Origin of the sequence: Klebsiella sp. BIGb0149, from assembly GCF_004362605.1 — a bacterium.
GTDB lineage: Bacteria > Pseudomonadota > Gammaproteobacteria > Enterobacterales > Enterobacteriaceae > Klebsiella > Klebsiella terrigena.
Genome location: NZ_SNYG01000002.1, coordinates 424,712 through 450,472 on the forward strand (window position 1 = coordinate 424,712; position 25,761 = coordinate 450,472).

The following is a 25,761-nucleotide window of genomic DNA, read 5'->3' on the forward strand; positions in this document are numbered from 1 at the left end:
CCCCTTATTTTATTTCGCTAAGCAGCACTGCTTATATTTCTTACCGCTGCCGCACGGGCAGGGATCGTTCCGTCCAACTTTGGCATCATTTCTGATCGGCTGCGGCACCTCTGCCGGCTGCGCATGCTCCGTCCAGTATTGATAAAGCGCCAGCGCCGCGGGTTTAATACGCTCTACGCTGGCGAGAAAATCATCGACAGAGAGCGCTTCAACCGCCGGGAACTGCGCTTCCGTCCCGTGCAAAGCGATGATATCCAGCTCGGCCTGCAGCTCCGCAGGTAAAGCGGGCCAGTTGCCCAGGCCGACGCCGCGCATATAGCCAAAGCACCACTCGCCAACGATAGTCAGCTCCTGGCCTTCCTCTTCCCGCGTGCCGAACAGCGGCTCGAACTGCTCCGGATAGTCGTCCAGGCGCTCGGCAACATCGCTCATATGCTGCAGGGTGAGGTTAACGAAGCGGTCACGCTCGCGATCGTTGGCCCAGCGCGGTACGTTGCCGGCACCGCCCCAGATAGCCAGCAGCCACTGGGCGGGTTCAATCTCGGCTGGCCCGGAGAGGATCGCCGTCAGCAGGCCATCAAGCTCGGAGACATCAAGGATGGCGCCGTCGGTGGCGTATTTCGACAGGATATCGTCCAGCCATTCAAGTTCGCTTTCGTTCAGGGGTCCGGTTTTCATAAACAGGCTCGTCGTCTTAGAAAAATGGCGCATACAGTAGCGGAAATGCCGGGAGAAAACCACCCGGCGCGGGCATTCTGCGCGGGTTAAATATCCTTAATAATGCTCGAGCGCATGGTTTCATATTCACTTTCGCTGATCGTACCGTCATCGCGCATCTTTGTTGCCTGGGCCAGGCGCGCTCTGACATCTTCGGCGGAAGAAACCGGGGCGCTCTGCGCGCCGGGAGGTGCGCTGCCGTCGTTATCCTGCTGAACGTCGCCAAAGCGGTTAGACCCGTCGGTTCCTCGGGCAAACAGCAGCCAGATGGACATCACCAGCGACATGATTCCGCCAGCGACCATCAGCCATACCCATGCTGCCGCTCCGCCTTCTTCAACGGTGCCGGCAACGCCAATCAGGCCGATAATCAGGATCAGGAAAGGCGCCAGCAGCCACCAGCCGGATTTGTTCAGATCGTGCAGGCGTCGTACCGCCACCGCGATACCAGGAATAATAATAATCAGGCTAAACAGCCCGCCGATAACCGGGATCAGCCCCAGTACCGCGGACAGCACAAAGTTAGCGACGGTAAATACGGCGTACTCTTTGCGCGCCGAGCGGCCGCGAAAGGTGGCATATTTGCGAAAACAGTTACCGTAGCTTTCAAGCAACGTGGCCATAAGATCCCTCATTAAAAATAATTATTATTGCCGTGACGGCATATTGTCCCAAAGGCGGTTTATCCGGCCGCAGGCGCGCGCCGGAGCGCTATTTTACCGCAGTTTTCCCGAAATGTGCCGGAGAAAACTGAGGGCTTGACCGCCAGGCGCCATGACGATAATGCGGCAAACCAGCCTCATACGCTGACGAAGCGTCCGTTTGCCACTTCCGTCTGACCGGCGTCATAGATCCACGCCCGCAGCGGATGGTTCGCTTTTGCCGCATTATAGTCAACGCACACTACCCGCTCGCTCAGCGCCGCCGGTTCGCCAGATAGGGTATAGTGCCCAACGACAACCGGAACCTCGGGCAAAACGTAAGCGCTTTTTCCCAGCGCGATATCCGGGATGCTGCTAACCATCTCGGGCTGAACCTGGGCAACCTGCCGGTAGGTTGTGGCCTCGTTAAGCCACCAGCGGATGCGAATATGGCGCCGCTCGATCCCGGTTTTATCCTCGAAGCTGTAGCCCGCAGGCAGCGCCAGCTCTGGCCCCTTGAGTATCGTCTCCAGCAGGTGGAACAGGACGTGCTGTTTATCGAAGGCGTGTACCCAACTCTCCGGCTTCAGCCGGTTTTCTTCGTCGAGCCACGGGCGAAGCCGGGCAATAGCGTTCTCGTCCCAGCACGCGTGCACCGCGCGGACATCGCCAAAATCAACGAACAGCGGCAGGGTTTTAAACCACTCGACCCACAGCAGGTGCTGAGCGCTGTCTTCCGTGACGTCGTTGAGGAAGGCCTGATGCTGACGGCGGTTATTGGCCGTATGCGGACGCAGGGGCTGAGCCGTCTGCGGATGGCGCATCAGCCAGCCAACGGCGTTAAATTCGTGATTGCCCATCAGGCAAATGGCGCGACCCTCGGCAACCTCTCTCCTCACCTGCTCCAGCACCGACGGATGGTCGATGTGGCTCCCCGGCTGATTATCAATAAGATCGCCGACAAAAATCAGCAGGCTGCGATGCAGATCTTCCCGGGATCGCAAATGAGCCAGCAGGGCGGAAAGCTTGCCGTACTGGCCATGAATATCACCAATAAATATTTTGCGGCTCTTAGTCTGGCCTGAAGCGGGCATCAGAATTCCTTGTGCTTTTGTAGTGGATGCGGCCTTACGGATAGTAACAGGGTTGCCGGGCGAAGCCTCGCGCAACGAGGGAATCGGCTGAAGGGCAGGATAATATGATGAGGTGATATTATGAATGGCGAGCTGCAGGCACAAAAAAACCACCCGTAGGTGGTTTCACGACACTGCTTATTGCTTTGATTATTCTGCTTTTATCCCAATGGTACCCGGAACGAGACTTGAACTCGTACAGCCTATGGCCGAGGGATTTTAAATCCCTTGTGTCTACCGATTCCACCATCCGGGCTCGGGATGTAAATTGGAGGCGCGTTCCGGAGTCGAACCGGACTAGACGGATTTGCAATCCGCTACATAACCGCTTTGCTAACGCGCCTTTAATGCTGCAACACCCGCAACTGCCGATGCTTTTAAACTGGAGCGGGAAACGAGACTCGAACTCGCGACCCCGACCTTGGCAAGGTCGTGCTCTACCAACTGAGCTATTCCCGCATTATCAAGCTAATTTGCTAATCACTTGATTTTGTTATCGTCTGGCAAGCCGTGCTGCCGTTCGATGCGTTGCATTCTACTTACCTGGCGCAATGAGTCAACGATATTTTTTAAAACCTTGCGTCGTTTGCTGAAAATTACGCCGAAACGATCACTGATCAAGCAAATCGCCGCGCGCCGCGTTCAAATATTGCAGCATCGACCACAGAGTCAGCACCGCCGCAACGAGGAACAGCGCGATCCCAGCCCCTTCAACCCACTCATTTGGCCGCCACAGCATCCACACCAGCGCCGTCATCTGCGCCGTCGTTTTGACTTTACCGATCCAGGAAACCGCTACGCTGCTGCGTTTACCCAGCTCGGCCATCCATTCGCGCAGCGCAGAGATAATGATTTCACGGGCGATCATCGTCGCCGCCGGCAGAGTGACCCACCAGGTGTGGTAATGCTCGGCAACCAGCACCATCGCAATTGCCACCATAACCTTATCCGCTACCGGGTCGAGAAACGCGCCAAAACGGGTGCTCTGATTCCAGCGGCGCGCCAGATAACCATCAAACCAGTCGGTTACCGCGGCGACAAAGAAGATCAGCGCACAGGCAAACGGTGCCCATACCACGGGAAGGTAAAACGCCAGCACAAAGAACGGTATCAGGATGACGCGAAACAGAGTAAGCAATGTAGGGATATTAAATTGCATAGTGACGGGTAACTATCTGTTAGAAGTAAAAATTAGCCCTATGTTGCTACAGAGCCCCTAATGTTTCAACGAGTAGAAGATCTTTTCTGCCAGACCGTGAGATATACCCGGTACTTTGGCTATCTCTTCGACGCTGGCTTTCTGTAGCCCCTGCAGACCGCCCATATACTTCAGCAGCATCTGCCGACGCTTTGGCCCTACTCCTTCGATAGTCTCCAGCGTGCTGGTACTTTTCACTTTTGCCCGCTTTTTACGATGCCCGGCGATGGCATGATCGTGCGACTCATCGCGGATATGCTGAATGACGTGCAGCGCGGGAGAGTCCGGCGGCAGGCTAAAACCTTCGCCCTCGGGCTCAAAGAATAGCGTTTCCAGGCCCGCCTTACGATCGCTACCTTTTGCTACCCCTAATAATAGAGGATGATGTTTATCCCAGGCCACGTCCAGCTCGGCAAACACGCTTTTCGCCTGCCCAAGCTGCCCTTTACCGCCATCTATCAGGATAACGTCAGGGATCTTGTTCTCTTCGATAGCTTTACCGTAGCGCCGACGCAGAACCTGATTCATCGCCGCATAGTCATCCCCCGGCGTGATCCCGGTAATATTGTAGCGGCGATACTCGGCGCGCAGCGGCCCGTTGCTGTCAAACACCACGCACGAAGCGACGGTCTGTTCGCCCATCGTGTGGCTGATATCAAAGCACTCCATGCGCTTCACCGCCGGCAGCCTGAGCAGCGTCGCCAGCGCCTGCAGGCGCTGATGGATGGTGGACTGCTGGGACAGTTTGGTCGTCAGCGCCGTCGCGGCATTGGTGCGCGCCAGCTTAAGATAGCGCGCGCGATCGCCGCGGGGTTTCGTCTGCACATTCACGCGCCGCCCCGCCAGCTCTGAGAGCGAGTCGGCGAGCAGGGTTTTATCGCCAAGGTTAAAGTCGAGCAGAATCTCCCCCGGCAGGGTGCGCATCTGGCTCCCCTGCAGATAGAACTGACCGACGAAGGTCTCCACCACTTCCCCGAGCTCGGTACCGCCGGGGACCTTAGGGAAATAGCTGCGGCTACCCAGCACTTTCCCCTGGCGAATAAACAGCACGTGAACGCAGGCCATGCCCGAATCAAAGGCGACGCCGATAACGTCCAGATCGTCGCCACTATTTGAGACAAACTGCTTCTCCGTCACCCGACGCACGGCCTGGATCTGATCGCGAATGCGCGCCGCCTCTTCAAACTCCAGCGCCTGGCTGGCCTTCTCCATGCGGGCAATAAGCTGCGTCAGAACCTGATCGTCTTTGCCGGCAAGGAACAGCCGCACGTATTCAACCTGCTGGGCATACTCCTCTTCGCTAACCAGCCCCGCTACGCAGGGGCCCAGACAGCGGCCAATCTGATACTGCAGGCACGGACGCGAGCGGTTGCGATAGACGCTATTTTCACACTGGCGAACGGGAAAGATTTTTTGCAGCAGCGCTAAGGTTTCGCGAACCGCATAGCCGTTCGGGAAAGGACCGAAATATTCCCCTTTAGCGTGCTTAGCGCCGCGATGGGTCGCCAGCCGCGGATGGGTATCGGCGCTGAGAAAAATAAAGGGGTAGGATTTGTCATCACGCAGCAGCACGTTGTAGCGCGGCTGATACAGCTTGATATAGTTATGTTCAAGCAGCAGGGCTTCCGTTTCGGTATGGGTTACCGTCACGTCTATTTGCGCTATCAGCGCCACCAGGGCTTCGGTTTTACGCGAAGCCAGGTTGCTGCGAAAATAGCTGCTTAGCCGCTTTTTCAGATCTTTTGCTTTACCAACGTAGATAACGGTACCGCCAGCATCGTACATCCGATAGACGCCCGGCTGGCTGGTTACTGTCTTCAGGAAAGCTTTGGCATCAAAAACATCACTCACAGACTTGCTAACGACTCCGCATTACACAGGCCATGGCGGATTGCCAGGTGGGTCAGCTCAACGTCACCGTGGATGTTTAATTTACTGAACATCCGATAGCGATAGCTGTTCACCGTCTTGGGGCTCAGATTCAGCTGCTCTGAGATCTCATTGACCTTCTGACCTTTAGTGATCATCAGCATAATCTGCAATTCTCGTTCAGACAAACTGGCAAACGGCGATTCCGTTTTTTCCGGCTCGATCTGGCTGAGCGCCATCTGCTGGGCGATATCCGAAGCGATATAGCGCTGACCTGATGCCACGCAGCGAATCGCATTGACCACTTCCTGCGGCGCGGCGCCTTTGCTCAGGTAGCCCGCAGCGCCTGCCTGCATCACCCTCGCCGGCAGCGGGTTTTCAGTATGAACGGTGAGCATAATGACTTTGGTATCGACAATGGCTCGCGCAATTTTACGCGTTGCCTCAAGACCGCCGATCCCGGGCATATTCATGTCCATCAGGACAACGTCAACGGGATTCGCCCGACACCATTTAACGGCATCCTCGCCGCAGCAACATTCGCCCACGACGTTAATCCCTTTTATATCTTCCAGAATGCGTCGTATCCCTGCGCGCACCAGTTCGTGGTCATCAACAAGAAGGACGTTGATCAAAGGAATAATCTCCAGAATTAGGGATAACACAACGGATAGTTTATCGAACCCATATTACCGGGTTTTGGCGTAATTTTAAAAGCCAAAAGTGTTCTTCAGAGGATTTATCTGTCCTTTATGGCAAGTTGTTTGCACACATGGTGGAAACCCATACATAACAGAGAGTTGTATAAGGTGGTATTTTTAACATTCGTCATACAGAAAACGTAATAAACATAACACAATACGTAGTTGATAAAATACGAAAGAAAATATGTAACAATAATTAACTCTAAAAATCATACCAAAAATTAACAATTTGCGGGCGCCGCAGCGGGCTTTATTCAGGCAATTAAACCCCTCACAGCTCCGATCAGAGAACGCAAATTACGCGCTCCTTTTTTTTCTGCCGCTTGTGGTATACTGCGCCGCTTTAAGATTTAGTATTGCGCAAAAGCGCCGATAGCAAACGAGGATATCGATGAGCACACCAGATTTTTCCACTGCAGAAAATAATCAAGAACTGGCGCAGGAAGTGACCTGCCTGAAAACGCTGCTGACGCTGATGCTCCAGGCCATGGGCCAGGCCGATGCGGGTCGGGTGATTATTAAGATGGAAAGGCAAATCACGCAGATGGAAGATGAGGCTCAGGCTGCCGTATTCTCCAGCACCGTTAAGCAAATTAAACAGGCTTACCGTCAGTAACAATAAACCGGCTGGAAGTATAACTGACAGCCGGTTTCACGTCTGGCACGCAGAACGATGGGCTAGCTCAAATTAAGCCAGTGGCAACCGCATAGCAGGCTATTTGCGTTTTATTTGGTGCGTTGAATTTTCGCTGCATATTTTTTTGATGAAAATTGACGGTATTTTCTGAGATAGACAGAATTATCGCGACCTCTGCCGAGGTCTTCCCTTCCGCAGTCCATTTCAAAATCTCCAGCTCACGCCGGCTGAACTTCATTTCCGGCGGCATCACCATCGCGTCCTGCAGGCGTAACAGCGTCAACAGGCTGAGCTCAATCAGCATTCTCAAACGCATTTCTAATTCGTCTGCCGGATAGGGCCCGACGCTACGATTCTGCCCTGAGACAGAGAGAAAGCCCTGCGCGTGGTTGGGTAAGGTGAGGCACTGAGTAATCCCCTTCACCAGCCCGTGATCGCGCGCGCCGTCCCAGAGCTGCGGGGCGTCACGGAATAGCCCGTCGTTCCACGGCAGGTGACCGCGAAGGAAATTTTCCGGGCGCAGCACCGGATCGATGGCGAAATAGTTCTCGGCTTGATAATGCGCCATCCACGCCTGCGGATAGGTCGTCTGCAGCGTCACCTTAGGGCGCGTAAAGGGCACGGGATGGCGCACGCAGAGAGCAAAATAGTCATATTCCAGCTCTTCCGCCTGCTGCTGCAGGAGATTATAAACCCCCTCTCCCGCCGAAATTGCCTGAAATTGTTGCAGCATTTCCCGCCGCCAGCTGAAAAAATCATTGTCCCTCATAACCGACCAAATAACTCCTGAGTAATTATCATTATTACAAATACAAAAACTAACACATAAATCTTATTTATATGTATAAAATATCGTATACAGCGCACATATTAGATCGTTACTGGTGCTATTCAGCGATGATGGAAGAAGAGAATGTCGCATGATTTATCTCTGCCGACGATATATTCTCAATTGTAGGAGGCGTTTAGCGCCAATCCTGCTGCCGATATTGCCTTCTCTCAAGCGCCGCTGTCTTACCCTCAGCGATAAGATACGACGTATCGTTCCCGCAGGCTGGCCTCCACCGACGGCGGAAAAAGGGATTGTTTCGGGAAAACGCCCGGCGCGGCTGAATATAAAAATACCAATCGATAAGCAGCGTTTAATAGTTCTGATCTCTCACAGGACGCTATCGTTCAGCGCTATCGCCCCGATCGTTCAGAAAGGTTTCCACTTCGCGGCCCAGGCGCTCGGGCTGGCCAAACGCCTGCGCTATTCTTTGCGGCTGGCGGGAACGCCGGTAGCCTGGCCCCCCGCCCTTTTCACCGGATCCCGCGACCGCAGTCCGGTAGCCGTTACTGCATCAGGAATTTTTCGAGGAACTGGCGCGTGCGCGGCTGCTGCGGATTGGCAAACAGCGCCTTAGCCTTGCCCTGCTCGACGATGCGTCCCTGATCCATAAAGATAGCCCGGTCGGCCACGTCGCGGGCAAAGCTCATTTCATGGGTTACGATAACCATGGTGCGCTTCTCCTGTGCCAACTGGCGAATGGTATTCAGCACTTCGCCCACCAGCTCAGGATCCAGAGCGGACGTAGGTTCATCAAACAAAATGACGTCCGGGCGCATCGCCAGCGCGCGGGCAATCGCCACGCGCTGCTGCTGGCCGCCGGAAAGACGGCGCGGGTAGCTATTCTCTTTCCCGTTTAGCCCAACCTTCGCCAGCAGTTCGCGCGCCCGGACGATCGATTCGTTTTTATCTTCACCCTTGACGATAACCGGCCCTTCGATAATGTTCTCCATTACCGTGCGGTGCGGGAACAGGTTGAAGTTCTGGAAGACGAAGCCGACGTGCTGACGCAGGCGGCGAATCAGCCCCTTCTGCTGGCTGAGGCTGCGCGCGGTATCGATAGTGACGTCGCCCACCCGAATGGTGCCGCTCTCCGGCTGTTCCAGCAGGTTGATGCTGCGCAGAAGGGTCGTTTTACCGGAGCCGCTGGGGCCGATAATCGCCACCACTTCGCCCTCCGCCACCTCGAGGTCAATACCGTGCAGTACCGTCTGTCCGTGGAACTTTTTCACCAGGTTTTTGACTTCAATGGCACTCATTTTGGATCACGCTCCTGGCGATTCAGCTGATTTTCAAAATAGTTTTGCAGCGTCGACAGCACCGTCGCCATCACCCAGTAAATCAGCGATGCGGCCAGATACATGGTGAAAACTTCCAGCGTACGGGAGGTAATAAGCTGCGCCTGGCGGAACAGTTCCGGTACCTGGATAGTCGCCGCCAGCGACGTATCTTTCACCAGGCTGATAAAGCTGTTAGAGAGCGGCGGCAGAGCGACGCGCGCGGCCTGCGGCAGCACCGCCCGACGCAGAGTCTGCCACGGCGTCATGCCGATACTTGCCGCCGCTTCCCACTGCCCTTTATCAATAGAGGCAATCGCCGCGCGCAGCGTTTCGGCGGCATACGCCGCGGTGTTCAGCGACAGGCCAATCATCGCCGCCGGAATGGGATCCAGCTCAATACCAAACTGCGGCAGGCCGTAGTAAATCATAAACAGCTGGGCGATAAGCGGCGTACCGCGGAAAATAGAAATATAGACCCGCGCCAGCCACTTTACCGGCCAAAGGGGCGACATCCGCATCAGCGCAAGGATAAAGCCCAGCACCAGGCCAAAGAACATGCCGCCGATGCTCAGCTGCAGCGTAAATACCGCCCCCTTGAGGAGAAAAGGTGCGGAATCAAAAACCAGTTGGATACTCTCTTGCATTCTGTTTGTTCTGCTTTAGATATGAGGATGGTAGGCAAACAGCGCCGGCGCTCCGCCGGTGTGTATAAATAAGATCGGCCCTTCATCCTTAAAGCGTTTCTGCTGAATACCGTCAATCAGCCCGGCCATCGCCTTCCCGGTATAGACCGGATCCAGCAGGATACCCTCAAGCTGTGCCAACAGTTTTACCGCTTCCATGCCTTCGTCATTCGGCGTGCCGTAGCCTGGCGCGAAATAGTCGTCCCACAGCGTAATGTCGGCTTTTGCCTGCAGCTCGAGGCTGTTCGCTACCGCCTGCTGCAGGGCAACGACTTTCGGCAGCTGGTCCGCCACCTTGCGCGACACGGTGACGCCAATCAGTTCGGCCCCCGGCATCAGCTGTTCCAGACCCACCGCCAGACCGGCATGGGTGCCGGCGCTGCCGGATGCCACCACGACGGACGACAGCTCTACCGCGCCTTCGCACTGCTGGGCGATTTCCAGCGCGCTTTCAACGTAGCCCAGCGCGCCTAGCGCATTGGAGCCGCCGACCGGGATCACGTACGGCCGATAGCCCTGCGCCTCGATACGCGTCGCCAGCTCTTCCAGCTGCGCATTGGGGTCGGTCAGCGCATCGCACATCTCGACCTGGGTATTGAACAGATCCAGCAGCAGGCGGTTGCCGTTAGTCAGGTAGTTTTCCGCACGGGTGCCAATCGGGTTTTCCAGCAGGGCCACGCAGTGCAGGCCAAGCTTAGCCGCCACCGCCGCGGTTTGACGAACGTGGTTAGATTGAATTGCGCCGGCGGTGATCAGCGTATCGGCGCCTTCCCGCAGCGCATCGGCCGCCAGGAACTCCAGCTTGCGCAGCTTATTGCCGCCCATAGCAAGCGGGGTCACGTCGTCGCGTTTGATAAAAATTTCGCGACCGAGATGATCCGACAGGCGCGGCAGGTATTCCAGCGGCGTCGGCGCGCCAATCAGCTCCAGGCGCGGGAAACGCGTTAAATTTTGCAGTGACATGATATCTCCTGACTGAGAGCCAATCCCTCAGGCGTTATTATTCCAGGCAAACTGGCCCATAAAATAGCCTGACGAAACAGGCCCTTTGTTTTTATTATGCACGTAGTTGCCGACGAAATAAAAAAAGGCGCCTCGATGAGCGCCTTTTTTCACCGCCGGCCGTTATTTCGTCACGTCAGCGCCAAACCATTTTTCCGACAGCGCTTTCAGGCTGCCGTCTTTTTGCATGTCGGCAATCGCACCATCCACCGCTTTCAGCAGATCTTCGTTACCTTTACGCAGCGCCACGCCGGACTCCTGACGCGAGAACGCTTCGCCGGTGACGGCCAGGGTATTGCCGGTTTTCTTCACCAGATCCAGCGCAGCCAGACGATCGACCAGAATGGCGTCGATGCGGCCTACGCGCAGATCCTGATATTTAGTCGGGTCGTCATCATAGGTACGGATATCCACGCCCTGCACGTTCTGACGCAGCCACTCTTCGTAGTTGGTGCCCAGACCCACGCCGACTTTTTTACCTTTCAGGTCGGCCGCCGTTTTGATAACGCCTTCATTGCCCTTTTTCACCAGCGCCTGCACGCCAGAGACGGTGTACGGCGTGGAGAAATCATATTTTTTCTTACGCTGGTCGGAAATGGTGACCTGGTTAATCACCACGTCGATGCGTTTAGAGTCCAGCGAGGCCAGCATTCCGTCCCATTTGGTCGGTTTCAGATCGGCCTTCACTCCCAGATGCTTCGCCAGCTCGTTGGCAAAGTCGACCTCAAAACCGGCCAGCTTACCGTCATCACCCTGATAGCTGAACGGAGGATAGGTGCCTTCCAGACCCACGCGCAGCGTGCCGCGCTCTTTAATTTGGTTAAACAGGTTTTCTGCTGCAAACGTTTTTACGCTAACGCCAGTCATCAAAACCACAGCCATTGCGCCCATCAGCGCCTGGCGGCCCAGAAGTGCTAATTTCATAGAGACCCCACAGAGTGATATTTTTTTGTAGTGTAAGGCGTTTATGCGGATGGACCAACATCTATCCGCTACATCTTATTCCAATTTATTATATACGATGCCGTTTATGGCATAGTGAAAAACGCGCGCAAAATTGATCGTATTTGCTGGAGATCTCTCATACTGCAAGAGTCAGCTTGATGACGTCTGGAGCACGGAAGATGAAAAACCCCACGTTATTGCAGTGCTTTCATTGGTATTACCCCACCGGCGGCGAGTTATGGCGTGAAGTCGAGGCGCTGGCACCTAACCTGAACGAAATCGGCGTCAATATGATTTGGCTCCCACCCGCGTATAAAGGAGCTTCCGGCGGCTACTCCGTCGGCTACGACAGCTACGATCTTTTTGACCTTGGCGAGTTCGACCAAAAGGGCTCCATCGCCACCAAATACGGCGACAAGGCGCAGCTGCTGGCGGCCATTGCCGCGCTGCGACAGCACGACATCGCCGTCCTGCTCGACGTGGTAGTCAACCACAAAATGGGCGCCGATAAAAAAGAGAGCATCCGCGTTCAGCGCGTGGACGAGCAGGATCGTACGCAAATTGCCGAAGAGGTGGTGGAGTGCGAGGCCTGGACCCGCTACGACTTCCCCGCCCGTGCCGGTAAATATTCGCAGTTCGTCTGGGATTATAAATGCTTTAGCGGCATCGATCATATTGAGAACCCGGACGAAGACGGCGTTTTTAAAATCGTTAACGACTATACCGGCGAAGGCTGGAACGATCAGGTCGATGATGAGATGGGCAACTTCGACTACCTGATGGGCGAGAATATCGATTTCCGCAATCATGCGGTTACCGAAGAGCTCAAATACTGGGCACGCTGGGCGATGGAGCAGACCGGCTGCGACGGTTTTCGCCTCGACGCGGTGAAGCATATTCCGGCCTGGTTTTATAAGGAGTGGATCGATCACGTCCAGGAAGTGGCGACAAAGCCGCTGTTTATCGTCGCGGAATACTGGTCGCACGAAGTTGAAAAGCTGCAGCAGTATATCGCGATGGTTGATGGCAATACGCTGCTGTTCGACGCTCCTCTGCAGATGAAGTTTCACGAGGCCTCGCGCCAGGGCCGCGATTACGATATGAGCCAGATCTTTAGCGGTACGCTGGTTGAAGCCGATCCGTTCCACGCCGTCACCCTGGTGACCAACCACGATACGCAGCCGCTGCAGGCGCTGGAGGCGCCGGTTGAGCCGTGGTTTAAGCCGCTGGCCTATGCGCTTATTCTGCTGCGCGAGAACGGCGTGCCGTCGGTCTTTTATGCCGATCTCTTCGGCGCCAGCTATGAAGATACCGGCGGAGATGGCCAGACTTACGCTATCGAGATGCCGGTTATCGAACAGCTGCACGAGCTGATTGATGCCCGCCAGCGCTTTGCCCACGGCGTGCAGACGCTGTGGTTCGATCATCCGAACTGTATCGCCTTCAGCCGCAGCGGCACCGATGACGATCCGGGATGCGTGGTGGTGTTGTCGAACGGTGATGACGGTGAGAAATCGCTGACTCTTGGCGCCAATTACGGCAATAAGCGCTGGAAAGATTTTCTCGGCAACCGGGAGGAACAGGTGGAAACCGACGACGAAGGCTGCGCGACGTTTACCTGCCGCGGCGGGAGCGTCAGCGTGTGGGTTATCGAAGAGACGTTATAAATCAGGTGCGTATCGCGGGCTGGACGCGCTGCCAGCCCGTCGGTGCCCTAGTGCGCGCTTTTCGTCGCGGCGGCGGCTTTATTCCACGCCTGCTCGCACTCAGGCGTGAGGCGATCGACGCGAGTCAGGGTCATGCGGTCATACTCCAGGGTATTACCGGTGCGTTCGACAGGATAGATATCCAGACCTGAGGTCACGTTGTAAACCCGATCGTCACGCTGCATTAATTTACCCTGCGTGGCGATAACCCGCTGCCACTGACGACAATCGAGCGTATCGCCATTTTTGGTCACAATCAGGCTGGCAATCGCATCCGGGCTCATCATTTCGCTCTGCGGACCTTTTGACTGCCAGTATCCCTCTAACCCGGCGGGCGCTGGCGCTTTGACAACCTCGTTGTAATTATCTACCTGCACGCATCCGGCGAGAGTCAACAGCGCGCCAGCAATTACTATCTTTTTCATCATTCATCCCACACACCGATAAAAAAGTATTGTGGCATTAAAGCGTTAAGCCTGCCACCTCTCTTGCAGCGGGCGAAAAGCGGCGCCCAGCGGCCGTCAATCCAGGCCGATCGCCGGTAGCGCTAAATGGCGTTCGGTTTATTCGGCTATTAATTAATGTTTTTGATGAAACGGCCATATTGGTGAGGTGAGAATTTATCCAGCCAGCATAAGGATAATCCGAAAAGAGAATAACTCCCGGCCGGCAACCTTATCTGTAACTGGAAGTTTTTGCTTTTAATTCCCCGACGTAACATGATGCACGCCTTTACTTTGGGAGTATTCCTGGCAAATTATGGGCAATATTACGGAATAGTTCAGGTTACTTAATGGTTTCCACACTGTACCTTGTTTTATTACCCACTTAAATGGACTTCATCGCGCTCACCGGCGAAGGATGAATTATCGTTACGTGTTGATTGAGGATGGGTCATGTCAACGATTATCATGGATTTGTGCAGCTATACCCGACTGGGATTGACCGGGTATCTGACAAGCAGAGGAATAAGAAAGCGTGACATCAGCGAAGTGCAAACGGCGGCAAGCCTGAAAGAGAGCTGCGAATCGTCCCGCCCGGCGGTGGTGTTTCTCAACGAAGATTGCTTTATTCATCGCGAAGATAGTAATCAGCTTATCCGACAAATCATTATGGATTATCCCGGAACGCTATTTATCATCTTTATGGCGCTGGCTAACGTTCATTTTGACCACTATCTGCTGGTGCGCAAAAATTTACTTATTAGCTCGAAGTCGCTTACGCCAAAAGACCTTGATGATATTCTGGGTAATCATCTGAAATACGATAGCTTCAGCGCCGGACGCATCAATATTCCCACGCTGTCATTAAGCCGGGCCGAATCAAATATGCTGCAAATGTGGATGGCCGGGCACGGGACATCGCAAATATCGACGCAGATGAACATCAAGGCTAAGACCGTATCGTCGCACAAAGGCAATATTAAAAAGAAAATCCAGACCCACAATAAACAGGTGATTTACCATATTGTCCGTCTGACGGAAAACATTACCTCAGGGATTTACGTCAACATGCGATGAAAGAACTGGCGGCAGTCACCGCCAGTTTTGATTGCCGACAGCCTAGTCAACCTTCTCAACAAAGACGCCGTCCGGATGCCCTTTCTCGTTGAAAAACCAGATCCCCAGCGGGTAGTCTTCCAGCGAAACCAGATACATTGTTCCTTCGCTAAACGACTCTATTGCCAGTACTACCCCCGATCGACGTGGGCCACCGTCGGTCTTTACCGTGACACGATCGTTCACCTGCATAACTCGTCTCCTCTATTTTTGAGCCAGTGTAGAACAAAACCGGCGGATGCGCAGCGTCCCGCCCGATGAGCGCTGTTTTTATAGACGGTCTATACTTGAAGAGGCACTGTCGGAGCCAAGCGAGGTAGCGATGATGAAATCCGCCAAAGAGAGCAGTTTGGGTAGCGGCGGGGGTAGCGTCAATGTTGACGCCCTGCTGGCGGCAATTAATGAAATTAGCGAAAGCGAAGTGCAGCGCACCCGCGACGATCCCCATCACGTGAGCATTGATGGTCGCGATTACCATACCTGGCGCGAGCTAGCGGAAGCCTTTGAGCTCGATATCCACGACTTTAGCGTCACCGAAGTCAACCGCTAGGCGCAGGCAAAAAAATCCCGACTCGCAGGAGTCGGGATGAAACTTGCTAATGCAAGAAGCACTTGAAAATTCGTTACACCGGGAGATCCGATGCGTGGAAAACATTATCCTCAATTATTTTGCATGACAAGAGCTATTGATGAAGAAAATAATTGAGACACATAGTCAATAACGCCGGGCCCCTGGATAACCCAGGTGGCAGAAGGCTTCGTTGATGCCCCTGCGCCACAAATCGCGTTTCACCCCCGCCCTCTTTTAAGATAAATCTCATATCAGTACTTTACCGCGCCGCGGTGAACGGATGAAGACGGCCAGCTCCGGACGCTTACCCCGCAGAACAGACCCGGTTGCGGCCATTCTGTTTCGCAAGATAGAGCCGGCGATCGGCTATCGACTGCAGGTTTTCAAAGTTAACCTCCGCGCAATCGTCGCTGCTGCTGACGCCCAGCGAGGCGCTGATGCGCAGGCTCGTATTGTTGCAGAGCAGTATTTCGCGGCTGTTAATGCGAACGCGGATACGCTCCGCTATCGCAGTCGCTTCCTGCAGGGTGGTATCCGGCATGACCACGCAAAACTCCTCCCCGCCCACGCGCCCGGCGAGATCGCCTTCGCGGATGTTGCTGGCTATCGTGCTGGCAACCAGCGACAGCACCCGATCGCCGGACTGATGACCGTGGAGGTCGTTCACCCGCTTGAAGTAATCCAGATCGAGCTGGATCACGGCGAACGGGCGCTTCCCGCGCTCGCACTCTCCGGCAGCGGCAATGGCTCTTTCAAACAGCCCGCCGCGGTTTAACAGCCGCGTTAATGCGTCGTGCCACGCCCTCCACTCCAGCGACGTTTGCAGCTCGCTCATATTGCGCACCATACGCAGAATAACCAGCCAGGAGATAATCAGCATTGAGGTAAACAGCAGCCACATCAGCATCAGCGCGATGGTAATCGATCCAAACTCACCGCGGACCCCTTCCTGCAGGGTGTGGATACGCAGCAGGACGCCATCAAAATTATTCAGTTTTTCCCAGCTGATATAGCGGGTTAGCAGACGAATGCCGCCCTTGTTGTCGTGCAAGAAGGCGTAGCTCAGCGTCTCCTGCTCGCGGGGCGAGAGCAGAGTGAGCACATTGCCCGGTGCGGAAGAGGCAATCAGGTTCAGCCGGTTGTCGTACAGCTGATATTCGCCGTCCTGCCCGCCCTTCGCCGCGTTCACCAGAAAGGCCTTCATTTCGCGAACCGAGAAGTCCATCGCCAGCACGCCGTGCCAGTAGTGGCGGAAGTCCAGCGGTATGGAGGCGGTCACCACCTGGGCATCGCCCAGCGCTCCCTCCTCGGGAAAGGTTTGCCAGACTACGCCGCGTCCGGGATTCGTTCGCTGGGCCTGACGGGTAAACCACGGAGAGCGGGTGGCAGCGCTATAAAGCGCCAGCGCCTGGGCGGTATTTTTTAGCGCTTCGGTGCTCACAAAAAAGCCGCTGCGCGATACGTACAGCATACGCTCGGTGAAGCCACGGTTATTGTTGGTCAGGCGCAGCAGATAGCCCAGCTCAAGCGCAGCCATCAGCTCGTTGCCGGAAAGGGCATTGTCTCGGGACAGGGTCGGAGCTTTATCGACGAAAGTATCGGATACGCCGTAGACCGGCAGCGTACGCCGATTGTGTAACGCCACCGACCATATCGCTTCATGGCGCCTGCTGATGTACTCCTGCTCGGCCTTACGCAGGATCATAAAATCTAACGGCGTTTCCAGCGCTGACTGCATCCCGTTGCGGAAAAAGATCATCCGGTCGGTGTTAAACTGCAGCAGGCCATCCATTTCATGAACGACGTTTTCGAGGTTGTTGTGCTGGTTATCGACATACGCCTCCTCCAGCACCATTATTTCTCGCCATATCAGTAGCGTAGAAAAAAATAGCACCACAACAAAACAAAAATTTACCACGTGTCCCGGGCTCGAAAGGCGGCGAAGTTTTCTCCCCCACAGCGGCTTATTCATTGTGCTCTCGCAGTACCATCATAGAAACAAACGCCATCCACGCGACCTGTCGGAAAGCCGGGCCATACAATGACAAAACGCCCGGTATAAGCCGGGCGTTATTGGGATCGGGAGAGCTATTCCGCGCCCCCTCCCCCACGAACCAACTCATCTTCACGGAACGCCTCGCGCCTAACGGCATAGCCGTCATACCAACGGCATTCAACCATGCCATTGGCAAAACCGGTCACAACCATGCGCGGCCCGCCGCTTTTCCGTCTGACTTCATCGCTGATGAACCATACCATTTTTCGCTCCGTAATCCGGGAGAAACTGTTTCACCTTAGACGAAGCTGAGACATTTTGCATAACCGCCGGCGGATTACTTTACCGCGCGACGAAGCGCGGAAACGGCCTTCACGCCCGCCACCACCACGGCGCCAATGATGAAGCCCAGCACCAGGTTTACGCCCGTCGGCAGCAGAGAAGCGGTGAACCCGGACATGCCGCTGGCCAGATTTTCCACCGCGTGGTGCAGCGGAGTAATGCCGTGGACCACGATGCCGCCACCGACCAGGAACATCGCCAGGGTCCCGACAACCGACAACACTTTCATCAGCCGAGGCGCCACCGCCAGCAGGCCTTTGCCGACCCCGCGGGCCAGCACGCTCTCTTTCTCCACCAGCCAGTAGCCCATATCGTCCAGCTTCACGATAATACCGACCAGGCCGTAGACGCCAACGGTCACCAGCAGGGCAATCCCGGAAAGGATCATTATCTGGTTTAGCAGCGGCGCATCCGCCACGATACCGAGGGTGATAGCGACAATTTCGGCGGAGAGAATAAAGTCCGTGCGAATGGCGCCTTTCACCTTATCGCGTTCAAACGCCAGCGGATCGCGTTCGGCCAGCGCTTCCAGCCGCTGCTGCCGGGCCTGCGGGTCCTCTTTGTGTTTGCGGGCCTGCACGCTGTGCAGCACCTTCTCGACGCCTTCAAAACAGAGGAAGGCCCCGCCAAGCATCAGCAGCGGCGTAATCGCCCACGGAATAAATGCGCTAATTAAAAGCGCCAGCGGAACCAGGATCACCTTATTGACCAGCGAACCCTTCGCCACCCCCCATACCACCGGCAGCTCGCGGTTCGCACGCACGCCGGACACCTGCTGGGCATTGAGGGAAAGATCGTCCCCGAGCACGCCCGCCGTCTTCTTCGCCGCCAGCTTACCCATCACCGAGATATCGTCGAGCAGCGTGGCAATATCGTCCAACAAGGTTAAAAGACTACTTCCCGCCAAAATACCATTCCTTCATTTTATGGTTATTAAACATAGAGTATGGGGCAAAATCCGCGTCTCGCCCAGCAAAGCAAATAGTCAACAAAAAATTAACAATCACCGGAAAATTAAAGCGCTCGCCAGCGAGGTAGTTTTCACGTTTACTATATGCCCCCTTCCTATTTTTGTACCGCCGTGAGGACGTATGTCTACCCGCCAGTTATTACCGCTTATCGGGGCGCTGTTTGCGCTATATATCATCTGGGGATCCACCTATTTTGCTATCGCCATTGGCGTTGCCAGCTGGCCCCCGCTGATGATGGCCGGTATTCGCTTTCTTTCTGCCGGAGGGCTGCTCATCGTCTACCTGCTGGCTACCGGCCACAGGCTCCCGGCGCGCAGACCGCTGCTCAACGCGGCGCTGATCGGTATCCTGCTGCTTGCCGTTGGCAACGGCTTTGTCACCCTGGCAGAGCATCAGCACGTACCCTCCGGGATTGCGGCGGTGATGGTCGCCACCGTCCCGCTGTTTACCCTGTGCTTTAGCCGCTTCTTCGGTATCGCCACGCGTAAAATCGAGTGGCTGGGCATCGCCATCGGCCTGGCGGGTATTATTCTGCTCAACAGCGGCGGCAATTTAAGCGGCAATCCCTGGGGCGCGCTGCTGATCCTGATCGGCTCCATGAGCTGGGCGTTTGGCTCAGTCTATGGTTCGAGAATTGAGCTGCCCACCGGCATGATGGCCGGCGCGATTGAGATGCTCGCGGCGGGAATTGTGCTGATGGTCGCCTCTACCCTGACCGGTGAAAAGCTGACGCAGATGCCCTCATGGTCGGGAATTATTGCCGTCGCCTACCTGGCCATCTTCGGCTCGCTGATTGCGATTAATGCTTACATGTACCTGATCCGTAACGTCACTCCCGCCGTAGCCACCAGCTATGCCTACGTTAACCCGGTCGTCGCGGTGTTATTAGGCACCGGGTTCGCCGGGGAGAGCCTGTCGCTTACCGAGTGGACGGCGCTCGGCGTTATTATTTTTGCGGTGGTGCTGGTGACGCTCGGCAAGTATCTGTTCCCCGCCCGCAGCGAAGCCACGCCCTGTAAGGTTGAAAAGTAAGCTACGGCCCGATCCCCTGAGTATCAATCTGCGCGCGGTGGCCGCCGCCGCAGATCCACTCCTCCAGGCGTTCGCTCAGCGCTTCATCGCTAAGTTTTTTCTTCCCGCGCAGCGCGCACTCCCAGACGATCAGCACCCGCCATCCCTGTTCGAGCAGCAGCGCCTCGTCCCGCCGGTCTCGCGCCACGTTGCCGTCGATTTTATTCAGCCAGAACGCCGTGCGGGTTGCCGGCACCTTGAACAGGTAGCAGTCATGATGATGCCAGAAGCAGCCGTGGGTAAAGATAGCGCAGCGGTAATCGTTCACCACAAAATCCGGGCGCCCCGGCAGCGCGGCCTCCTGAGCGGTAAAAGAAAAACCGGCCTGCGCGAGCAGTCCGGCCAGTCGTTTCTCTATCGCCGTATCGAATGTGCCGATGGCGCGCATATTTTTACTGCGGGTGGCCTTATCGTGAACGTCCATCATCATCCTCGGGATCGCGGCGGGCCACCGCCTGCGCAATTCGCGGCTGCAGCAGCCTGGCGACGGCGGCAAACACCGGCACCACCACCGAGTTACCGAACTGGCGGTACGCCTGAGTATCGGAGACGGGAATGCGGAAGCGGTATCCCTGCGGGGACTCAAAGCCCATCAGGCGCGCGCATTCGCGGGGCGTGAGCCGGCGCGGGCGACGCTGCTGGTTTTGCGGGTCGTCAAAGTCCTTCTCGCCCAGAGGGCGATCCCAGCCGCGGTCGATCAGAATTTCGGCGCCATCCTTATAGTAGCGAGCCGACAGCGTGCGCGCCACGCTATGCGGGTTGCGCGGATCGACTAGCCCGTAGCCGAAACCGTTGCCCAGCGCCTGGTGCTTACGCGCATAGCGATAAAGGTATTTCCACAGCACCGGGGTAAGAATAAATTTGGCATCCACCGTCGGCTCAAGCAGATCGCCAAACGTCGGGCGCTGGGCCGGGTAAAGCGCCGAGATATCGCGCAGGGTAAACCCGTCGTGCAGCTGCAGGTCACGGCGAAAGCCAACCAGTACGATGCGTTCGCGGTGCTGCGGCAGGAAGTTGCGGCCATCGATAACCTTGGGATCGTCCGCCCCGCGATGTCCGGCATCAGAGACCTCATAGCCAAGTTCGTCGAGGGTTTGCATAATGATGCTAAACGTTCGCCCCTTGTCGTGGCTCTTCAGGTTTTTGACGTTCTCCAGCACGAAGATTGCCGGCCGCCTGGCCGCTATAATCCTGACGACATCGAAAAACAGCGTGCCCTGCGTCTCACAGGCAAAGCCGTGGGCGCGTCCGAGGGCGTTCTTCTTCGACACCCCGGCGAGGGAAAAAGGCTGGCAGGGAAAGCCGGCCAGCAGCACATCATGCTGCGGAATAGTCTCGCGAATGTGCCGAGCGGCGTCCTCATCGCTGATATCAAGACGATGGCTGAGGGTGATATCACGGATATCGGCATTGAAGCGATGCTGCTCGGGGTCGCAATACCAGTTCGCTTTGTAGGTGCGCACCGCGTGCTTATTCCATTCGCTGGTGAAAACGCACTGCCCGTTGATGGCTTCAAAACCGTTGCGGATGCCACCGATACCGGCGAACAGATCGACGAAGCGGAAAGCATAATTCGGATGGTGCGCCGGCGGCCGCGGCAGCAGCGATGCCAGATGCGCGAGCTCCCGGTGGCCTAAGCGACCAGCCGCCCGGGACACCGTGGCGACGCGCTTGAGTATCGCCGGGCTCCAGTGCTGTTCCCCGACGGCAACCAGCTGTGCCACCAGCGTTTTCACATCATATATTGCCATCAGCTGGCGCAATAACGCCTGCGCGTCTTCCCCGGCCTGCGTTACCGGCAGAGACGGGGGATGTTCCTTAGATAAATTTTGCGGCATAACCTCAACCAGCTGGACAATTTTCGCAGAGATTACCACAAATAGCGCAGGCAGTTTTAAGCCTGTGGATCAAAGCGGCGCAAAACCGCCTCATCCAGCGCGGTAGGGTCACCCTGCAGCTCCGAGCTGAGCTTCGCCATGAACTGCACCAGGAAGCGGGCGTTGTGTTCCGCCATCGCTCTCCCTTCAGCGGTTTGCATCGTTTCAGGCAGGCTCAGCAGCTTGCACTGGAAATGATCCAGCGCATAGGTGCGGTCATCCAGCTCGCGCCTCTCGGCAAAAGGATCGTCAGCATCAAACAGGATATTATTCAGCGCCCCGGAAACTGCGAAAACGCGCGCCAGGCCAATCGCTCCCAGGGACTCGAGCCGGTCGGCATCCTGGACGATCTTCGCCTCTTCGCTGAGTGGAGGAATAGCGGCGCTAAAGCTATGCGCCTCAATGGCGTGGAGTACGGCGGGATAGCGGTCGACGGGAAAATCGGCAAATGACGACTGCAGAATACTCCGCGTCTTTTGCGCCGCCATCACCGACGAGCGGCTGCGGTCGGGATGGTTTTTGGGCAGGCTGACAATGTCATGAAAGTAACAGGCGGTGAGGATCACCAGGCGGTCAACCTGCCGATTGGCGGCCAGCCGCTGGGCGGTACCCCACACGCGACGAAAATGCGAAATGTCGTGAGCGGAGTCGCCCTGCGGATGATGCCCTGTCATCCAGGTTTCAAATCGTTGCTGCCAGTCAACCAGTTCCATGCGCTTTCCTTTGAGAGAAGGTAGGCTGCGAGCATAGCAACTTTAATCCTGATGTTCATAGCTACGGGCATCAGGCCGCGTATACCAGGCGATTGTCCCAAGGACTAACCCGACGACGCCGAGGACCAGAAACCCCAGCAGCGCGCCCAGCCATTTGCCCGCCGTCGAACCCAGATCCCCGTCAATGCCCGCTCCGGGGACGCTTTGAATATGCCCGACGACCCACCAGTAGCGCACCATCGCCCACAGGAAATAGCCGCAGAAGGCGTAAAAAGCCCATAACGCCAGCTTCCCGCCGGGGCTTCGCTTCGCTTTCTCTTCCATTTAACTGCCCTCCTTTCTTCAGTAACGAAACGTCACCTGAAACAAAAATGTGATTTTCGTCACATTATACAGCGAAGTTTGCCGCCAGGCATCCGCAACGTCCGGGATGGGTTCAGGAAGCAATCGAAGCCGCCTGCATCACCTCTTGTCAGCTACCGGTAATGATACGATCGTTCGCGCCTGGTCTAATATTCTCATCAGCAGCCGGCTTAATATTTCTTCGTTACTGACCATTTTCTTGCGAAATTACGCCGCGGACAGGCATGATATTTATCCTCCGAACATATCAGTGAAACCCAAACATAAATCCCGCCAATCCCATAACGAGACTGAATTATCCAGAAAATAAAATAACCCATTGTTATAAAAGCCAATAAACCAGAAATATAGCTCACCACAAACCGATAGAATATTAATATAACGAACCAATAAGAAACATTTTGTAATATTAGATATAATTTACTTACATTTTAAATTTAAATAAAAATGAACCTTCGCAGATAGTATTTATTTTGCATTAAGCAAGATTCTTTGACATTCACATTAATTATAAATAAAAGGGAATATATAATGAAAAGAAAAGCACTGGCAATTCTGCTGCCGTCCTTATTAATGACTGGGGCCGCGAGCGCAGCGGAAATCTATAATAAGAACGGTAATAAAGTGGATTTCTACGGCAAAATGGTCGGCGAACATATTATGACCGATACCGACGAAGGCAATCGCAACTCTGAAGATACCTCCTACGCGCGGTTCGGCGTGAAGGGTGAAACGCAGATCAACAGCGAGCTGACCGGCTATGGGCAGTTTGAATACAATATGAAAGCCAACAAGCCAGAGGGCGATCAGGGCAGCGCAACCCGTCTGGCATTTGCCGGCTTAAAATATGGTAACTACGGCTCGTTTGATTATGGCCGCAACTACGGGGCGGTATACGACGCCGCGGGCTACACGGATATGCTGGTCGAGTGGGGCGGCGACGGTCTGGTGCATACCGATAACTTTATGACCGGCCGCACCAACGGCGTTGCCACCTACCGCAATACTGACTTTTTCGGCCAGGCCGATGGGCTGAACTTTGCTCTCCAGTACCAGGGTAAAAATACCAACCGCGATCGTCTGAAAGCGAACGGCGACGGCTATAGCGCGTCCGTTGACTATAGCCTCGACGGATTTGGCTTTGCCGCCGCCTACGGTAATTCCGACCGTACTGACGAACAGACCGCCGACGGCAAAGGCGAAACGGCTGAAGTCTGGAGCATCGCGGCTAAATATGATGCCAATAGCCTCTATACCGCCGTCATGTATGCCGAATCCCGCAATATGCTGCCGATGGAAAATGGCCTCATCGCCAATAAAACGCAGAGCGTTGAAGCCGTCGTTCAGTACCAGCTCGAATTCGGTCTGCGCCCTTCCCTCGGTTACGTCTACGCGAAAGGTCACGATCTCGGCAGCGACGGGCGCGGCAACGCAGAGATCATGAACTACCTTGAGCTGGGCACCTGGTACTACTTCAACAAAAACTTCAACGTCTACACCGCCTATAAGTTCAATCTTCTCGATGAGAAGGATCGCGCTGTCACCGGCGCGGCGACTGACGATCAGTTCGCACTCGGCATCACCTATCAGTTCTGATGCGATGTCACCCACCTAAGCCCGCCTCGCGCGGGCTTTTTTGTGAGCAGCCGCCCGAGAGTAAATTCAGAGATGACCTAATGCGCAATCGCCGGTCGTGGCACATTTTTAAATGAGTCGTGCCCTCGATGGCGCCATACGACTTAGTTCACAAAATGAAGGAGATACTGGCAAACTGCTACCTTGAACAATCGCTAAGTGATAGCTTATGAGGACCTGAGGAGCGTTCAATCCCGTCCAGCAAGCGCCGGCATCAGATGGCACAGGTAACGGTATTCTGAACCGCAGGGATTTAATTAAAGGATTTTCGAATCGGGTAGATAGAAAGATGAAGTGGCGGAGAGAGGGGGATTTGAACCCCCGGTAGAGTTGCCCCTACTCTAGTTTTCGAGACTAGTCCGTTCAGCCGCTCCGGCATCTCTCCGCTGAGGTTGCTATAATGCCAGGTTCTTTGGCATTTTAATAGTTCCTGTCTCTTTAATTACGTTCAAGTGACGACTTTGCGAGCAATATGATGTTTAAATGGCCCTGGAAAGCAAATGAAGAGTCCGGTAGCGCGGAAATACCCTGGGAGCAGGCGCTCGCCATTCCCGTTTTAGCTAACCTCTCCGCACAGGAGCAGCAGCAGCTTGTGCAGATGGCTGCGCGTTTTTTACAGCAAAAACGCCTCGTTACCCTGCAGGGGCTGGAGCTGACTCAGCTGCAAAGCGCGCGCATCGCAATGCTATTTTGCCTGCCGGTTCTCGAGCTCGGCATCGAATGGCTGGACGGTTTCCACGAGGTGCTTATCTACCCTGCCCCGTTCGTCGTCGACGATGAGTGGGAAGATGATATTGGCCTGGTCCATAACCAGCGGGTCGTGCAATCCGGACAAAGCTGGCAGCAGGGGCCCATTATTCTTAACTGGCTGGATATTCAGGACTCCTTCGACGCATCTGGTTTTAACCTCGTGGTACACGAAGTGGCGCATAAGCTTGATACCCGCAACGGCGATCGCGCCAGCGGCGTGCCGCTAATACCTTTACGCGAGGTTGCCGGCTGGGAACACGATCTCCATGCGGCGATGAACAACATTCAGGATGAGATTGACCTGGTCGGCGAGAGCGCCGCCAGTATTGATGCCTACGCCGCGACCGACCCGGCGGAATGTTTTGCCGTTCTGTCAGAATATTTCTTTAGCGCACCCGAGCTGTTCGCCCCGCGTTTCCCGGCGCTTTGGCAGCGTTTTTGCCAGTTTTACCGCCAGGACCCGCTGCAGAGATTACGTGATAATGAACGCCAGGATGCGGACGACGCGCGCACTGTGCACTAAAACAACGAGTTGAGCTAAATTTAGCCATCTGAATCAGTTAGTTAAA

Annotated in this window: 27 protein-coding genes and 4 tRNA genes; 7 read left to right on the forward strand and 24 right to left on the reverse strand. The window is 55.3% G+C overall.

Annotation, left to right across the window (positions count from 1 at the left end):
• Positions 1 to 9 precede the first annotated feature (9 nt).
• The 9 genes from EDF75_RS08775 to uvrY all read right to left on the reverse strand — a co-directional run bounded on the left by EDF75_RS08775 (position 10) and on the right by uvrY (position 6,193).
• Positions 10 to 678 carry a YecA/YgfB family protein gene (locus EDF75_RS08775; protein ID WP_133598572.1) on the reverse strand — a complete coding sequence of 223 codons (669 nt, stop codon included), beginning with the start codon at positions 676 to 678 and terminating at the stop codon, positions 10 to 12.
• Between the two features lie 86 nt (positions 679 to 764).
• Complete coding sequence (locus EDF75_RS08780) at positions 765 to 1,340, reverse strand: DUF805 domain-containing protein (RefSeq protein WP_133598575.1); 576 nt, start codon at positions 1,338 to 1,340, stop codon at positions 765 to 767.
• Between the two features lie 176 nt (positions 1,341 to 1,516).
• Positions 1,517 to 2,452, reverse strand: coding sequence for a metallophosphoesterase (locus EDF75_RS08785; RefSeq protein ID WP_133598577.1), 936 nt, complete (start codon positions 2,450 to 2,452; stop codon positions 1,517 to 1,519).
• A gap of 209 nt (positions 2,453 to 2,661) precedes the next feature.
• A tRNA-Leu gene (locus EDF75_RS08790) sits at positions 2,662 to 2,747 on the reverse strand.
• Between the two features lie 13 nt (positions 2,748 to 2,760).
• Positions 2,761 to 2,834: transfer RNA gene (locus tag EDF75_RS08795), tRNA-Cys, on the reverse strand.
• 40 nt (positions 2,835 to 2,874) lie between these two features.
• Positions 2,875 to 2,950, reverse strand: a tRNA-Gly gene (locus EDF75_RS08800).
• Positions 2,951 to 3,101: 151 nt separating this feature from the next.
• Positions 3,102 to 3,650 (reverse strand): CDP-diacylglycerol--glycerol-3-phosphate 3-phosphatidyltransferase, encoded by a 549-nt coding sequence (pgsA, locus tag EDF75_RS08805; protein ID WP_045859282.1) that lies wholly within the window; start codon positions 3,648 to 3,650, stop codon positions 3,102 to 3,104.
• A 57-nt stretch (positions 3,651 to 3,707) separates the two neighbouring features.
• On the reverse strand, positions 3,708 to 5,540 hold the full coding sequence (gene uvrC / locus EDF75_RS08810) for an excinuclease ABC subunit UvrC (RefSeq protein WP_133598579.1): 1,833 nt from the start codon (positions 5,538 to 5,540) through the stop codon (positions 3,708 to 3,710).
• The gene (gene uvrY, locus EDF75_RS08815) at positions 5,537 to 6,193 is read right to left on the reverse strand and encodes a UvrY/SirA/GacA family response regulator transcription factor (RefSeq protein ID WP_133598581.1); all 657 of its coding nucleotides are present in this window, start codon (positions 6,191 to 6,193) and stop codon (positions 5,537 to 5,539) included. The genes uvrC and uvrY overlap by 4 nt, the downstream gene beginning before the upstream one ends.
• Before the next feature lie 460 nt (positions 6,194 to 6,653).
• Between uvrY and EDF75_RS08820 the strand changes: the two genes are divergently transcribed.
• The gene (locus EDF75_RS08820) at positions 6,654 to 6,878 is read left to right on the forward strand and encodes a DUF2594 family protein (RefSeq protein ID WP_041146272.1); all 225 of its coding nucleotides are present in this window, start codon (positions 6,654 to 6,656) and stop codon (positions 6,876 to 6,878) included.
• A gap of 67 nt (positions 6,879 to 6,945) precedes the next feature.
• Here the strand turns inward: EDF75_RS08820 and sdiA are convergent, their stop codons facing one another.
• From sdiA to tcyJ, 5 genes are all read right to left on the reverse strand, one after another.
• Positions 6,946 to 7,668: a transcriptional regulator SdiA gene (sdiA, locus tag EDF75_RS08825; protein WP_133598583.1), complete on the reverse strand. Its 723-nt coding sequence runs from the start codon at positions 7,666 to 7,668 to the stop codon at positions 6,946 to 6,948.
• Positions 7,669 to 8,234: 566 nt separating this feature from the next.
• Positions 8,235 to 8,987 carry an L-cystine ABC transporter ATP-binding protein TcyN gene (gene tcyN, locus EDF75_RS08835; protein ID WP_133598587.1) on the reverse strand — a complete coding sequence of 251 codons (753 nt, stop codon included), beginning with the start codon at positions 8,985 to 8,987 and terminating at the stop codon, positions 8,235 to 8,237.
• A complete protein-coding gene (gene tcyL / locus EDF75_RS08840; RefSeq protein ID WP_045859290.1) occupies positions 8,984 to 9,652 on the reverse strand; it encodes a cystine ABC transporter permease in 669 nt (222 codons plus the stop codon). The genes tcyN and tcyL overlap by 4 nt, the downstream gene beginning before the upstream one ends.
• Before the next feature lie 15 nt (positions 9,653 to 9,667).
• The gene (dcyD, locus tag EDF75_RS08845) at positions 9,668 to 10,654 is read right to left on the reverse strand and encodes a D-cysteine desulfhydrase (RefSeq protein ID WP_133598589.1); all 987 of its coding nucleotides are present in this window, start codon (positions 10,652 to 10,654) and stop codon (positions 9,668 to 9,670) included.
• 162 nt (positions 10,655 to 10,816) lie between these two features.
• The gene (gene tcyJ / locus EDF75_RS08850) at positions 10,817 to 11,617 is read right to left on the reverse strand and encodes a cystine ABC transporter substrate-binding protein (RefSeq protein ID WP_041146277.1); all 801 of its coding nucleotides are present in this window, start codon (positions 11,615 to 11,617) and stop codon (positions 10,817 to 10,819) included.
• A gap of 200 nt (positions 11,618 to 11,817) precedes the next feature.
• Here tcyJ and amyA point away from each other — a divergent pair, with 200 nt between their 5' ends.
• Positions 11,818 to 13,305 carry an alpha-amylase gene (gene amyA, locus EDF75_RS08855; protein ID WP_076947299.1) on the forward strand — a complete coding sequence of 496 codons (1,488 nt, stop codon included), beginning with the start codon at positions 11,818 to 11,820 and terminating at the stop codon, positions 13,303 to 13,305.
• 47 nt (positions 13,306 to 13,352) lie between these two features.
• Here amyA and yedD read toward each other — a convergent pair whose 3' ends face one another.
• Positions 13,353 to 13,772 (reverse strand): lipoprotein YedD, encoded by a 420-nt coding sequence (gene yedD, locus EDF75_RS08860; RefSeq protein WP_166646150.1) that lies wholly within the window; start codon positions 13,770 to 13,772, stop codon positions 13,353 to 13,355.
• 468 nt (positions 13,773 to 14,240) lie between these two features.
• Here yedD and rcsA point away from each other — a divergent pair, with 468 nt between their 5' ends.
• Positions 14,241 to 14,864, forward strand: a complete 624-nt coding sequence (gene rcsA, locus EDF75_RS08865; protein ID WP_133598593.1) for a transcriptional regulator RcsA — start codon at positions 14,241 to 14,243, stop codon at positions 14,862 to 14,864.
• A 42-nt stretch (positions 14,865 to 14,906) separates the two neighbouring features.
• Here rcsA and dsrB read toward each other — a convergent pair whose 3' ends face one another.
• Positions 14,907 to 15,095, reverse strand: a complete 189-nt coding sequence (gene dsrB / locus EDF75_RS08870) for a protein DsrB (protein ID WP_041146281.1) — start codon at positions 15,093 to 15,095, stop codon at positions 14,907 to 14,909.
• 133 nt (positions 15,096 to 15,228) lie between these two features.
• Between dsrB and yodD the strand changes: the two genes are divergently transcribed.
• Positions 15,229 to 15,453, forward strand: a complete 225-nt coding sequence (gene yodD / locus EDF75_RS08875; RefSeq protein ID WP_045859646.1) for a YodD family peroxide/acid resistance protein — start codon at positions 15,229 to 15,231, stop codon at positions 15,451 to 15,453.
• 325 nt (positions 15,454 to 15,778) lie between these two features.
• Here yodD and dgcQ read toward each other — a convergent pair whose 3' ends face one another.
• The 3 genes from dgcQ to EDF75_RS08890 form a co-directional block, all read right to left on the reverse strand.
• Complete coding sequence (gene dgcQ / locus EDF75_RS08880) at positions 15,779 to 17,446, reverse strand: cellulose biosynthesis regulator diguanylate cyclase DgcQ (RefSeq protein WP_133598595.1); 1,668 nt, start codon at positions 17,444 to 17,446, stop codon at positions 15,779 to 15,781.
• Between the two features lie 116 nt (positions 17,447 to 17,562).
• On the reverse strand, positions 17,563 to 17,733 hold the full coding sequence (locus tag EDF75_RS08885; RefSeq protein ID WP_133598597.1) for a YodC family protein: 171 nt from the start codon (positions 17,731 to 17,733) through the stop codon (positions 17,563 to 17,565).
• 74 nt (positions 17,734 to 17,807) lie between these two features.
• On the reverse strand, positions 17,808 to 18,719 hold the full coding sequence (locus EDF75_RS08890; RefSeq protein WP_133598599.1) for a DUF808 family protein: 912 nt from the start codon (positions 18,717 to 18,719) through the stop codon (positions 17,808 to 17,810).
• A 184-nt stretch (positions 18,720 to 18,903) separates the two neighbouring features.
• Here EDF75_RS08890 and yedA point away from each other — a divergent pair, with 184 nt between their 5' ends.
• Positions 18,904 to 19,815, forward strand: coding sequence for a drug/metabolite exporter YedA (yedA, locus tag EDF75_RS08895; RefSeq protein ID WP_133598601.1), 912 nt, complete (start codon positions 18,904 to 18,906; stop codon positions 19,813 to 19,815).
• A 1-nt stretch (position 19,816) separates the two neighbouring features.
• On the opposite strand, the gene EDF75_RS08900 is transcribed toward yedA, so the two are convergent.
• From EDF75_RS08900 to drpB, 4 genes are read right to left on the reverse strand one after another with little or no spacing between them, the layout of a single operon-like run.
• On the reverse strand, positions 19,817 to 20,281 hold the full coding sequence (locus EDF75_RS08900) for a very short patch repair endonuclease (protein WP_133599422.1): 465 nt from the start codon (positions 20,279 to 20,281) through the stop codon (positions 19,817 to 19,819).
• Positions 20,262 to 21,692: a DNA cytosine methyltransferase gene (locus EDF75_RS08905; protein ID WP_133598603.1), complete on the reverse strand. Its 1,431-nt coding sequence runs from the start codon at positions 21,690 to 21,692 to the stop codon at positions 20,262 to 20,264. The genes EDF75_RS08900 and EDF75_RS08905 overlap by 20 nt, the downstream gene beginning before the upstream one ends.
• Positions 21,693 to 21,748: 56 nt before the next feature.
• Positions 21,749 to 22,444: a phosphohydrolase gene (locus tag EDF75_RS08910; protein WP_133598605.1), complete on the reverse strand. Its 696-nt coding sequence runs from the start codon at positions 22,442 to 22,444 to the stop codon at positions 21,749 to 21,751.
• A 42-nt stretch (positions 22,445 to 22,486) separates the two neighbouring features.
• The gene (gene drpB, locus EDF75_RS08915; RefSeq protein ID WP_133598607.1) at positions 22,487 to 22,768 is read right to left on the reverse strand and encodes a cell division protein DrpB; all 282 of its coding nucleotides are present in this window, start codon (positions 22,766 to 22,768) and stop codon (positions 22,487 to 22,489) included.
• A gap of 570 nt (positions 22,769 to 23,338) precedes the next feature.
• Between drpB and EDF75_RS08920 the strand changes: the two genes are divergently transcribed.
• Complete coding sequence (locus EDF75_RS08920; protein ID WP_133598609.1) at positions 23,339 to 24,403, forward strand: porin; 1,065 nt, start codon at positions 23,339 to 23,341, stop codon at positions 24,401 to 24,403.
• Between the two features lie 334 nt (positions 24,404 to 24,737).
• On the opposite strand, the gene EDF75_RS08925 is transcribed toward EDF75_RS08920, so the two are convergent.
• Positions 24,738 to 24,827: transfer RNA gene (locus tag EDF75_RS08925), tRNA-Ser, on the reverse strand.
• Between the two features lie 87 nt (positions 24,828 to 24,914).
• On the opposite strand from EDF75_RS08925, the gene mtfA reads away from it, so the two are divergent.
• A complete protein-coding gene (mtfA, locus tag EDF75_RS08930) occupies positions 24,915 to 25,715 on the forward strand; it encodes a DgsA anti-repressor MtfA (RefSeq protein WP_166646151.1) in 801 nt (266 codons plus the stop codon).
• The last annotated feature ends 46 nt before the right edge of the window (positions 25,716 to 25,761 follow it).